This window comes from Enterobacter sp. MGH 16, assembly GCF_000493175.1.
Lineage (GTDB): Bacteria > Pseudomonadota > Gammaproteobacteria > Enterobacterales > Enterobacteriaceae > Enterobacter > Enterobacter roggenkampii.
On the sequence record NZ_KI535695.1, the window covers coordinates 1,864,485 to 1,876,253 of the forward strand.

General features: G+C 49.5%; 9 protein-coding genes. 3 read left to right on the forward strand and 6 right to left on the reverse strand.

Annotated features, from left to right (window positions below):
* A complete protein-coding gene (oppA, locus tag L362_RS13890; protein WP_023344347.1) occupies positions 1-1,632 on the reverse strand; it encodes an oligopeptide ABC transporter substrate-binding protein OppA in 1,632 nt (543 codons plus the stop codon).
* 770 nt (positions 1,633-2,402) lie between these two features.
* Positions 2,403-3,050 (reverse strand): YchE family NAAT transporter, encoded by a 648-nt coding sequence (locus tag L362_RS13885; protein WP_008502784.1) that lies wholly within the window; start codon positions 3,048-3,050, stop codon positions 2,403-2,405.
* A gap of 478 nt (positions 3,051-3,528) precedes the next feature.
* Between L362_RS13885 and adhE the strand changes: the two genes are divergently transcribed.
* A complete protein-coding gene (gene adhE / locus L362_RS13880; RefSeq protein ID WP_008502783.1) occupies positions 3,529-6,207 on the forward strand; it encodes a bifunctional acetaldehyde-CoA/alcohol dehydrogenase in 2,679 nt (892 codons plus the stop codon).
* 68 nt (positions 6,208-6,275) lie between these two features.
* Here the strand turns inward: adhE and tdk are convergent, their stop codons facing one another.
* Complete coding sequence (gene tdk, locus L362_RS13875) at positions 6,276-6,890, reverse strand: thymidine kinase (protein ID WP_008502782.1); 615 nt, start codon at positions 6,888-6,890, stop codon at positions 6,276-6,278.
* Positions 6,891-7,439: 549 nt separating this feature from the next.
* On the opposite strand from tdk, the gene hns reads away from it, so the two are divergent.
* Entirely contained in the window at positions 7,440-7,853 is a 414-nt protein-coding gene (gene hns, locus L362_RS13870; protein ID WP_008502781.1) for a histone-like nucleoid-structuring protein H-NS, read from the forward strand.
* 201 nt (positions 7,854-8,054) lie between these two features.
* Here the strand turns inward: hns and galU are convergent, their stop codons facing one another.
* The 3 genes from galU to rssA form a co-directional block, all read right to left on the reverse strand.
* Positions 8,055-8,963, reverse strand: coding sequence for a UTP--glucose-1-phosphate uridylyltransferase GalU (gene galU / locus L362_RS13865; RefSeq protein WP_008502780.1), 909 nt, complete (start codon positions 8,961-8,963; stop codon positions 8,055-8,057).
* Positions 8,964-9,163: 200 nt separating this feature from the next.
* A complete protein-coding gene (gene rssB / locus L362_RS13860) occupies positions 9,164-10,177 on the reverse strand; it encodes a two-component system response regulator RssB (protein ID WP_021240333.1) in 1,014 nt (337 codons plus the stop codon).
* 91 nt (positions 10,178-10,268) lie between these two features.
* Positions 10,269-11,171: a patatin-like phospholipase RssA gene (gene rssA, locus L362_RS13855; protein WP_032637770.1), complete on the reverse strand. Its 903-nt coding sequence runs from the start codon at positions 11,169-11,171 to the stop codon at positions 10,269-10,271.
* A 114-nt stretch (positions 11,172-11,285) separates the two neighbouring features.
* Between rssA and L362_RS0122970 the strand changes: the two genes are divergently transcribed.
* Complete coding sequence (locus L362_RS0122970) at positions 11,286-11,744, forward strand: YchJ family protein (RefSeq protein WP_032637772.1); 459 nt, start codon at positions 11,286-11,288, stop codon at positions 11,742-11,744.
* Positions 11,745-11,769: the final 25 nt, after the last annotated feature.

The window sequence follows — 11,769 nt, forward strand, 5'->3', positions numbered from 1 at the left end:
TTAATGCTTGATAATATACAAGTTTTTAACGTAGATATTATCCATCGGGTCTTTACCGGTGTACCCACCTACCCACGGTTTCACCAGACGGGCGTTAACGTAGTAGTAAACCGGTACGATCGCGGAATCTTTATCCAGCTGCTGCTCAGCTTTAGAGTACAGTTCAGTACGCTGTGCTTCGTCAGTGGTTTTCAGCGTGTCGGCAATCAGCTTGTCAAATGCCGGGCTCTTATAGTGCGCGGTGTTGTTTGAGCTGTCACTCAGCATGGTGTTCAGGAAGGAGGTCGGTTCGTTATAGTCCGCACACCAGCCGGCACGCGCCACGTCAAAGGTGCCCTGATGACGGCTGTCGAGGAAGGTCTTCCACTCCTGGTTCTCCAGCTTCACGTTCGCGCCCAGGTTCTTTTTCCAGATCGAGGCGACGGCGATAGCCAGTTTTTTGTGCAGATCGGAGGTGTTGTACAACAGGCTGAAGGTCAGCGGCTTATCGGCAGTATAGCCCGCTTCGGCCAGCAGTTTCTTCGCTTCTGCGTTACGCTCTTCCTGCGTCTGTTTGAACCAGTCTGGCTCGGTCAGTTTTGCGCCATCGGTGTATGGAGGGGTATAGCTGTATGCCGGCAGATCGCCCTGGTTTTTCACTTTGTTCACGATGATATCGCGATCCAGTGCCAGCTTCAGCGCAGTACGAACACGTACGTCGGTGAACGGTGCTTTCTGGTTGTTGATTTCATAGTAGTAGGTGCACAGGTACGGGTCGACGTGAACTTCTTTCGGGATCTCTTTCTTCAGCTTCTGGAACAGTTCAATCGGCATGTTGTTATAGGTCATGTCGATTTCGCCGCTGCGGTAGCGGTTGACGTCAGTCACTTCGGAAGAAATTGGCAGGTAGGTCACCTGATTAATGACGGTTTTAGCGTTGTCCCAGTATTGCGGGTTACGCTCAAGCACCATACGCTCGTTGACCACCCAGTCTTTCAGCTTATAGGCGCCGTTGGTCACGATATTGGCAGGCTGGGTCCATTTTTCACCAAATTTTTCCACCGCGGATTTTGGTACCGGGGAGACGGACGGGTGAACCAGCAGCTTATAGAAGTACGGAACAGGTTCGCTCAACGTGACTTCGAAGGTATTGGCATCGATCGCTTTAACGCCCAGATCGGTGATCGGTTTTTTGCCCGCGATGATGTCATCAATATTGGCAATATGGCCATATTGCAGGTAGCTCGCATACGGAGAGGCGGTCGTTGGATTCGCCAGACGCTGCCAGCTATAAACGAAATCTTCAGCCGTGACCGGCGTACCGTCGGACCATTTCGCATCTTTACGCAGATGGAAGGTCCAGACTTTGAAATCTTTGTTTTCCCATTTTTCTGCCACGCCCGGTGCCGGGTGGCCGTCTACGTCAGTTACCAGCAGGCCTTCGAACAGGTCGCGGTTAACGTTAGACTCAGGAACACCTTCAATTTTGTGCGGGTCAAGAGACTGAACTTCCGCACCGTTGTTACGCACCAGCGTCTGCTTCTCCGCCAGCTGAACACCTGCAGGAACGTCCGCAGCCATTGCAGCGTTTCCCGCGATTAGCGCAGTTAAAATCCCCGCCGCTACCAGATTTTTTTTTGTGATGATGGACATTGTGTTGATACTCCACTCATTATAATGACTGGCCTTCGCCAGCTGTGTAATCCCCTGTTGGGGCCTGTACAGCGCAGGAGTTTTTTTTGCTGCTGTCAGGTTCTTCTTTTACTGCTTGCTATCACCGACTTTTTTATTACTGACCGCTCGTATGGCAGTCTTGCGTCGATTCTTTACAGGCCTCCCCTGTTTGAGACCTGTTCTGGATATCCGAGATGAGAACCATATGAAAATAATTCTCATCTGATTGTTTTATGCTGCAAAATATTAGGCCGGAAAGTATCAAATGGCGTAATCGTGCGCCAATACATTTTGCAAATTTGTTAAGCAATTCTCTTTTAGGGTGAGTACCGTATCGTTGAGGGCAGCCCTGCCGGACATCGAACATCACTATAAAGACATGATATTCAATAGGATAGAGAAAATTTTCTCTACAAGCGCGTCGCTGCGCTATCATCGTGTGATTTTGTACAAAAATTTAACAACTGGTTATTATTTAGCACATTCATCTAGGGGAATGTTGAAATTACTAATATCATTTCGGTTATCTCTCAGCAAGCCCCAGAGTATCATGTGAGTAAAATAACAGAGCGATCGAAGATTTTCTGCGCAGGCGGGGTAAGGCGGAATTAATAACCTATTGAAATACAAGAAATGAACATTATTAGTAGAATTTATTATGATATGTGAGCATTTCAACTTTAGTTATATGATTTGCTGATAATCACGTAAAAAAACGGAGCCGTCGCTCCGTTCTTTCATATGAAGTATTAATGCAATAATCCGGGGAAAATGCTTTTAATACCCGTTACGATGAATTCGATCCCTAACGCCATCAGCAACAGGCCCATGATACGCGTAATGACGTTGATGCCCGTCTGACCCAGCAAGCGCACCAGCCAGGGTGCCATGCGGAACACGCCCCAACAGCAGAGCGCAAAAATGGCAATAGCCACGGAAAAGCCAATCAGGTGCATCAGGCTATGATAACGCGTGCCCCAGACAATGGTTGAACTGATGGCCCCAGGACCGGCCATGAGCGGTAAGGCCAGCGGCACCACGCCAATGCTTTCGCGGATGGCGGTTTCTGACTTCTCTTGTTTATTCTGCTTATCCTCGCCCAGCTTACCGCTGATCATGGACATGGCGATGGTCACCACCAGGATCCCACCTGCAATGCGGAAAGAATCTATCGAAATCCCGAAAAGCTGGAGAATCGTGTCGCCGAGAAAAAGAGAGGTGAGCAATATGATCGCCACCGACAGGTTAGCGGTCAGGTTGGTCTTATTCCTGGCCGCCGCTGTCTGGTAACTCGTCATACTAATGAAGACAGGAATGATCCCCACCGGGTTGACCAGGGCAAACAAACCAATAAAAAATTTAAAATACGTTGGAAAATCAAAGAGCGTTTGGATCACGTTTTGCTCCGCTTATACATATGCCCTGGACTGACAATTTGTCATGAGAAATCGCGCTGAAGATACCCTTTTTATCAGCATACTTCACTTGAAATCTGTACCAAAACGTTATCATTTCAGGATGTTAAACATTTGTATAATCAATGATAGTGCCGCTTCCAATACTTACGTAATTATTTAACACTGGAAAAATCAGCACGAAATAACCCTGCTGAAAGGTATCAGCTTAGGGGAAAATTGACGCAGATCATGATTTCCGTACTCAGAAGTGAGTAATCTTGATTACACCCCCAGGGAGGCCACCTGCCAAAAAGGGATGATGCTAAGGTAAGGCTCTTTTAGTAAATTAGTGTGCTGGTGTAGAAAGTAACTCTTTGTTTTATTTTGTGTTACGCAAGTGCTATCGGCTCTGTCTATACTGTGTGACGTATCGAGCGCTGGTTTACTAAAAGAGTTTAAACATTATCAGGAGAGCATTATGGCTGTTACTAATATCGCTGAACTGAACGCCCTCGTCGAGCGCGTGAAAAAAGCCCAGCGTGAATATGCCAATTTCACCCAAGAACAGGTTGATAAAATCTTCCGCGCGGCCGCACTGGCTGCTGCAGATGCTCGAATCCCTCTCGCTAAAATGGCCGTTGCCGAATCCGGCATGGGTATCGTTGAAGATAAAGTGATCAAAAACCACTTTGCTTCAGAGTATATCTACAACGCCTATAAAGATGAGAAAACCTGTGGCGTGCTGTCTGAAGACGACACCTTCGGTACTATCACCATCGCTGAACCTATCGGCATTATCTGCGGTATCGTTCCGACCACTAACCCAACGTCTACCGCTATCTTCAAATCACTGATTAGCCTGAAGACCCGTAACGCAATCATCTTCTCTCCACACCCACGTGCGAAAGACGCGACCAACAAAGCTGCAGATATCGTCCTGCAGGCTGCTATCGCTGCGGGTGCACCAAAAGACCTGATTGGCTGGATCGACCAACCTTCTGTTGAGCTGTCCAACGCGCTGATGCATCACCCGGACATTAACCTGATTCTGGCGACCGGTGGTCCTGGCATGGTTAAAGCTGCATACAGCTCCGGTAAACCGGCTATCGGTGTGGGCGCGGGTAACACCCCTGTTGTTATCGACGAAACTGCTGACATCAAACGTGCTGTCGCGTCTGTACTGATGTCTAAAACCTTCGATAACGGTGTAATTTGTGCATCTGAACAGTCTGTTGTGGTTGTGGATTCCGTATATGACGCGGTTCGCGAACGTTTCGCCAGCCACGGCGGCTACCTGCTGCAGGGCAAAGAGCTGAAAGCGGTTCAGGACATCATCCTGAAAAATGGCGCGCTGAACGCCGCTATCGTGGGTCAGCCAGCCTACAAAATTGCTGAACTCGCAGGCTTTACCGTTCCGGCAACCACCAAAATCCTGATCGGTGAAGTGAAAGTTGTTGACGAAAGCGAGCCGTTCGCACACGAAAAACTGTCTCCTACGCTTGCCATGTACCGTGCGAAAGATTTCGAAGAGGCGGTAGAGAAAGCGGAGAAGCTAGTTGCCATGGGTGGTATCGGTCACACCTCTTGTCTGTACACTGACCAGGATAACCAGCCAGAGCGTGTTGCTCACTTCGGTCAGATGATGAAAACCGCACGTATCCTGATCAACACCCCTGCTTCTCAGGGTGGTATCGGTGACCTGTACAACTTTAAACTCGCACCTTCCCTGACTCTGGGTTGTGGTTCCTGGGGTGGTAACTCCATCTCTGAAAACGTTGGTCCAAAACACCTGATCAACAAGAAAACCGTTGCTAAGCGAGCTGAAAACATGTTGTGGCACAAACTTCCGAAATCTATCTACTTCCGCCGTGGCTCTCTGCCAATCGCGCTGGATGAAGTGATTACTGATGGCCACAAACGTGCGCTCATCGTGACTGACCGTTTCCTGTTCAACAACGGCTACGCTGACCAGATCACCTCTGTGCTGAAAGCGGCTGGCGTCGAAACTGAAGTGTTCTTCGAAGTTGAAGCTGACCCAACCCTGAGCGTGGTACGTAAAGGTGCTGAACTGGCTAACTCCTTCAAACCAGATGTGATTATCGCACTGGGTGGTGGTTCCCCAATGGACGCCGCGAAAATCATGTGGGTGATGTACGAGCATCCAGAAACTCACTTCGAAGAACTGGCGCTGCGCTTTATGGATATCCGTAAACGTATCTACAAGTTCCCGAAAATGGGCGTAAAAGCGAAAATGATCGCGGTCACCACCACTTCCGGTACCGGTTCAGAAGTCACGCCATTCGCGGTAGTAACAGACGATGCAACCGGTCAGAAATACCCACTGGCTGACTATGCGCTGACGCCAGACATGGCTATCGTTGATGCGAACCTGGTTATGGAGATGCCGAAGTCACTGTGTGCATTCGGTGGTCTGGATGCGGTAACTCACGCCCTGGAAGCCTACGTTTCTGTACTGGCATCTGAGTTCTCTGACGGTCAGGCTCTGCAGGCTCTGAAACTGCTGAAAGAAAACCTGCCAGCGTCCTACAACGAAGGGTCTAAAAACCCTGTAGCACGTGAACGTGTCCACAGTGCCGCAACCATCGCCGGTATCGCGTTTGCCAACGCCTTCCTGGGTGTTTGCCACTCAATGGCGCACAAACTGGGCTCACAGTTCCACATTCCTCACGGTCTGGCGAACGCCCTGTTGATCAGCAACGTTATCCGTTATAACGCTAACGACAACCCAACCAAGCAGACTGCTTTCAGCCAGTACGACCGCCCACAAGCACGTCGTCGCTATGCTGAAATCGCTGACCACCTTGGTCTGAGCGCACCGGGTGACCGTACTGCTGCCAAGATTGAGAAACTGCTGGCATGGCTGGAAAGCCTGAAAGCTGAACTGGGTATTCCTAAGTCAATCCGTGAAGCGGGCGTACAGGAAGCTGACTTCCTTGCTCACGTAGATAAGCTGTCTGAAGATGCATTCGATGACCAGTGTACTGGTGCTAACCCGCGCTACCCACTGATCTCCGAGCTGAAACAGATTCTGCTGGATACCTACTACGGTCGTGAGTTCAAAGAAGGTGACGTTGCCGCTGTGAAAACAGAAGCCTCTGTCATCAAAGCTGACAAGAAAGCGAAGAAAAGCGCTTAATTGACATCAGCAGATGAAAAACCCGCCTTTATGGCGGGTTTTTTTATGTCTGAATAATAAGCCAGACGTTATTTTCTGTTGTCGTGCTGAATCGCCGTCAGCGAGCCTACAGACAGCGCTTCTTTATAATGCTTACGGCAGACCGAAACATAGCGTTCATTGCCGCCTATCACCACCTGCTCACCATCTGCATAAGGTTTTCCGGCCTGGTCAAGACGAAGTACCATACTGGCTTTACGACCGCAGAAGCAGATCGTTTTCAGTTCGACAAGTTTATCCGACCAGGCGAGCAAATACTGGCTCCCTTCAAAAAGCTCGCCGCGGAAATCCGTGCGCAGGCCATAACACAGCACGGGGATATCAAGCTCATCGACTACCTCTGACAGGGCATGGACCTGTTCACGCGTCAGAAACTGGCTCTCATCGACCAGGACACAATGAATGGGCTGCGCAGCATGTTCTGCACGAATGTCTTCAAACAGATCGGTTTTCGGGTTAAACAGCCTTGCAGGCGACGAGAGCCCTATTCTGGAGCTCACCTTCCCCGCGCCAAAGCGATCGTCAATTTCCGCCGTATAAACAACGGTACGCATCCCTCGCTCCTGATAATTGTACGAGGATTGCAGCAGCGCGGTGGATTTCCCGGCATTCATTGCCGAATAGTAGAAATAAAGTTGTGCCATTGGCCGTAAAACCCTAATCAATGTGTAATATTCCCGATGAGTCATTGTACCATATTTTGTCTGGTCATCAGCGATGCAGCGCACAGAGGATGCAGTTCAGTACGGCGTTCAGTACCGTCTGTTTAACAAAATAACCCGTTAAAACATGAAGTAAACGCATTCAGCCAGGCGACGAAGTTATAAGTTAAGCCAAACATAACACTTCTTTTTATAGTGGAATCCGTGTCCTTTAAGATTCACTATTTATTAACTATTTCAGGCTTAGCACCAGGGGTGAGAACTAATACAAAAGGCTGATATTTCTCCGCCGCAACTATAATTCCTGCGGGAAATGTCACAAAAAAAAGATGCAGGCGGCCTGTTTTAGCATGCTCAGATGATAACAACCGAGACTGCTGGGTGGCGGAATTTAAGTTAGCGTAATTAATAATAGCGGCAATATTTAGTATTTTTTGAATTCCTTACATTCCTGGCTATTGCACAACTGAATTTATGGCTCTATTATTAGGTCAACAAACCACCCCCCATTATAAGTTTGAGATTACTACAATGAGCGAAGCACTTAAAATTCTGAACAACATCCGTACTCTTCGTGCGCAGGCAAGAGAATGCACCCTCGAAACGCTTGAAGAAATGCTGGAAAAATTAGAAGTTGTAGTTAATGAACGCCGTGAAGAAGAAAGCGCTGCTGCGGCTGAAATCGAAGAACGTACTCGTAAACTGCAGCAATATCGTGAAATGCTGATTGCTGATGGTATCGATCCAAATGAATTGCTGAACAGCATGGCTGCCGCTAAAACCGGTACTAAAGCAAAGCGTGCTGCCCGTCCTGCTAAATATAGCTACGTTGATGAGAACGGCGAAACTAAAACCTGGACTGGCCAGGGTCGTACTCCTGCTGTTATCAAGAAAGCGATGGATGAGCAAGGTAAACAGCTGGACGACTTCCTGATCAAGGATTAATCGAGCCTTATTCAGAAAAATCCCGCTTATTGCGGGATTTTTTTTAACCTAAATTTGTCGCAAACATCCTCTTACACTCTGTCATAAAGCATTATTTAGCAATTTCATCGACTGTACTTTAAGACAGGTTTTCGGGAGTGTTACGGGCATAAAAAAACCGGTGGGCAACGCCTCACCGGTTTGAACATTTGCAGCGGTGGCTTATTTCTTAATACCTACGCTCTCTTTGAGCCAGGTTTTAAATTCTTCGCCGAGGGTATTGTGGCGGATACCATATTCAACAAACGCCTGCATATAACCGAGCTTATTACCGCAGTCATGGCTCTTACCTTTCATATGGTAGGCCTCAACGGTCTCTTTCTCGATCAGCATATCGATGGCATCCGTCAGCTGGATCTCATCACCCGCTCCTGGAGGCGTTTTAGCCAGCAGAGGCCAGATCTCAGCACTCAGGACATAGCGACCTACAACGGCAAGGTTTGAAGGCGCTACGTCGGCTTTAGGCTTCTCTACGACGCCAACCATTGGCACACTCTCACCCGGCTCAAGGTTAACGCCTTTGCAGTCAACCACACCGTATGCCGTTACGTCTTCAACAGGCTCAACCATAATCTGGCTGCTGCCGGTTTCGTCGAAACGCTTGATCATTTCAGCCAGGTTATCCTGAGAAAGATCGGATTCGTATTCGTCCAGAATAACGTCAGGCAGAATTACCGCTACAGGCTCATCACCCACGACTGGGTGTGCGCACATAACAGCGTGGCCCAGACCTTTCGCCAGCCCCTGACGAACCTGCATAATGGTGACGTGTGGAGGGCAAATAGACTGAACTTCTTCTAACAGCTGACGCTTAACGCGCTTTTCCAGCATGGCTTCAAGTTCAAAGCTTGTATCGAAATGGTTTTCGATAGAGTTTTTAGATGAATGCGTAACCAGCACAATTTCAGTGATGCCGGCTGCGATACATTCATTAACGACATACTGGATTAATGGCTTATCAACCAGAGGCAGCATCTCTTTAGGAATCGCCTTGGTTGCTGGTAACATCCTGGTCCCCAATCCCGCTACCGGGATAACGGCCTTTCTGACTTTCGAATTTAGGGCAGCCATTCAAATTCTCCTGAGCTGTTCAAGTTTTGAACTTTTATGCAATAAATAACGCGTTGAGTATATCAGCCTCGCCCCGCAGTCCGGGTCTGAAAAGAACGCGTTGCCGATCAATTAGGATAAATACGCATGAAACCGGGCAGCGATAGTAGCACTCCCCGCAAAACACAGGTAAAGCAATCTTAAAATGACGATCCAATTGCTTATTCCGTGGACAACATTAAGCGTAGCCGCCCCCCGGCGCCCCAAATTTGGCACTGCCAGGAGGAACAGCGGTGGCTAATTTGATTAAGATACGCCGTTCCCAACGTCCCAAGCGGTACACCGTTACTCACCTGAATATGGTGTTCACCGGTATTCAGTGATGCATTGAGACCGGCTGAAACGAGGATCAGATTTTTTAAACCGCTGTGGTAATAGCCGACCAATAGCGGAAACTGTCCAGGCAAATTGGCCTGACGAAAAAGCTGGTTTACCTGTTTGAGTAAACTACCTAACTCCGGCAACCGTTGTCCCTGATGGGATAACTGTTCCTGCAACAAACCATTAAATAGCGCACGAAGAAGCAACGCCGCTAATACACCGTTATCCCCCGCCCGGGTGACATCCAGGGAATAAAACGCAAGGTCAGAGTCAGACAGTGGCGCAATATCCAGCACCAGTCCAGGCTGGTCAGCGGCCACCAGCTGCCGATAATTTACGCGACAGTGGGAAATAGTTTGCTGGACGGGCGGCTGGAGCTCTTGCAACAGTTTCGCCGCAGCAGGCGGATTACTCACCAGAGCGTCCCAGTCCTGGAAAAGACGTTCCTCTTCCTCAACCCGGGAATTAAACATATTCGGATAAAGGCACGCTAAGACCGTTTCTCGCAGCCGGTTCAAATCTTTAACCGGTTTAAGCAGAATATCCTGTACCCCTAGACGTAATGCTTTAGCGATATCCGCCATGTTTTCGGTGGCAGAGATGACCAGAATCGGCGTCTGATTGCCTTCGTTACGCAGATGCTCAACCAGCTTCAGTCCATTCATGCGCGGCATCGCAATGTCGCAAATCATCAAATCGGGCGTAATGCTGATCATTTTTTCCAGGGCGTCGATGCCATCTTCAGCCAGTGACGTCATTGCGCCCAGCGAGGATAACCACGAATCCAGTAGCGATCGGAAAACGGGCTCGTCTTCAACAATCAAAATGTGTTTTCCGGCCAATGGCTGCGTCATGGTTCCTCCCCTGGCTGACAGTAACTAAATAGTGGCATGCGATCGGCACTATCGCCTGTCAGATTTTGCTGAAGTAGTCAAAAAAAGGTGCTTAACGTGCGGTTTGCACAAAAGGCAACAATTCGTCCATTTTCTTTTCGACGGCTAACGAGCCCGCTGCGATGGCGGCCTCAGCCCGATGGAAATCAAGAGTAGAGATTTGCGGGCAGTACGGCTGAATAAGAATATCCGGAGGATCGCCTGCCATACGGTTACGTTTAAGGCGATTCTCGAGTACCTGAATTGACGTGGTCATGATTTCTATCGCCGTCGGCGCAGCAACCGAACGACGTGCGGCCATACGCCCGATTCTTCCGCGCAGGCGCTCGTGCCAGGCCAGTTTCTCGCCCTCAGCATCTTCGCTCTGGAGATTGACCGGCATGAGATCCTGTTGCATCAGGTGGGCGTCGTGCTGCAGGTCGACGGCAATCACGATGTCAGCACCCATTGCACGCGTCAGAGAGATGGGAACCGGGTTAACGACGCCACCATCGACAAGCCAGTAACCGTTGTGTGGGACAGGCGCCATGAGTCCCGGCATACTGCAGGAGGCACGCACGGCAAGTTGGATATCCCCTTCGGTTAGCCAGAGTTCGCGACCTGTACTGAGGTTCGTCGCGACGGCGCCGAAAGGCATCTGACAATCAGTGAAGTCTTCGAGGGGCATAACCTGGCGGAACTGGTTAAAGACGCGTTCGCCGCGCAGCAGTCCACCACGCTGCCAGGAGAGGTCCATCAGACGCAGCACGTCCCAGTAGCTGAAGGAGCGCACCCACGTCTCGAGCTCCGGTAGCTTTCCGCACGCGTAAGCGGAGCCGACAAGCGATCCGATTGAGCACCCTGCAACAATATCGACGGTAATGCCCATCTGATTTAAGGCATTAATCACGCCGATGTGTGACCATCCCCGGGCGGCACCTGAACCCAGCGCCAGCCCAATTTTAACCTTTCTCATTAGTCCTGTTTTACGTCCCCTGGATTCCTGACATGGCATCAACGCAACGCCTCAGTTAACATAGTGCTACCCGAAGCGTTTTACGCCTTTATTTTTTGTTCCAGGAAGAGAATCGTGTCTCAACTCTGCCCTTGTGGTAGCGCTCTGGAGTATAGCCTATGTTGCCAGCGATATCTTTCTGGCGATCAGGTTGCACCAGACCCGTCACACCTTATGCGTTCACGGTACACTGCTTTTGTGATCAAAGACGCAGACTACCTGATTAAAACCTGGCATCCATCCTGCCACGCAGCCGATTTCAAACAGGACATCGAAGCCGGGTTTGCGAACACGCAGTGGCTCGGCCTCACCGTCTATGAATCCTCTCCAGGCAGTCATCAAGATGAAGGTTACGTCAGCTTTGTTGCCCGTTTTACCGAGAACGCTAAGCCTGGCGCCATTATCGAGCGTTCCCGGTTCTTAAAGGAACGCGGGCAATGGTATTATATTGACGGAACGCGTCCACAGTTTGGTCGTAACGATCCCTGTCCGTGTGGTTCAGGTAAAAAATTTAAAAAGTGTTGCGGGCAGTGATGCCTGACAACCCAGACTTCGCAAA

Coding starts and splice junctions, on each gene's coding strand:
- oppA (WP_023344347.1), bottom strand. CDS start 1,632: ATGTCCATCATCACAAAAAAAAATCTGGTAGCGGCGGGGATTTTAACT.
- adhE (WP_008502783.1), top strand. CDS start 3,529: ATGGCTGTTACTAATATCGCTGAACTGAACGCCCTCGTCGAGCGCGTG.
- tdk (WP_008502782.1), bottom strand. CDS start 6,890: ATGGCACAACTTTATTTCTACTATTCGGCAATGAATGCCGGGAAATCC.
- hns (WP_008502781.1), top strand. CDS start 7,440: ATGAGCGAAGCACTTAAAATTCTGAACAACATCCGTACTCTTCGTGCG.
- galU (WP_008502780.1), bottom strand. CDS start 8,963: ATGGCTGCCCTAAATTCGAAAGTCAGAAAGGCCGTTATCCCGGTAGCG.
- rssB (WP_021240333.1), bottom strand. CDS start 10,177: ATGACGCAGCCATTGGCCGGAAAACACATTTTGATTGTTGAAGACGAG.
- rssA (WP_032637770.1), bottom strand. CDS start 11,171: ATGAGAAAGGTTAAAATTGGGCTGGCGCTGGGTTCAGGTGCCGCCCGG.